The sequence below is a fragment of the Cupriavidus sp. WS genome (genome assembly GCF_000395345.1).
In the GTDB taxonomy this organism is placed as follows: Bacteria; Pseudomonadota; Gammaproteobacteria; order Burkholderiales; family Burkholderiaceae; genus Cupriavidus; species Cupriavidus basilensis_B.
Map to the genome: position 1 here is coordinate 1 of NZ_AQPL01000700.1, position 295 is coordinate 295.

The following is a 295-nucleotide window of genomic DNA, read 5'->3' on the forward strand; positions in this document are numbered from 1 at the left end:
CCATCCACGCGAGCCAACAGCACTTCTCCGACGAGGAGCTGGTTTGCTCCCCTTGCATCGTCACCAGCGACTTCGTGGTGGTCAGCAATGGCCCTGAACCTGTGAGTGCCGAGGTGCTGGCCGAATGCGATGCCGGTGAGGGCGACAACGGCGAAGGCGTGATCGGTGCCGTGGTCTATGCCATCCATGGCGACGACCTCGACGGCCGCCCGGTCCACGTCGGTGACGCCTATTCGGCCGAGGCCGCCCGGGAAGTCGTGCAGCGTCTGAGTTTCGAGACCGGCTACTACAGCCG

The 295-nt window shown here is 65.1% G+C and carries 1 pseudogene; it reads left to right on the forward strand.

Annotation, left to right across the window (positions count from 1 at the left end):
* Window positions 1-295 (forward strand): annotated as a pseudogene (locus tag K206_RS0136655) (ABC transporter substrate-binding protein); the annotation flags it as partial.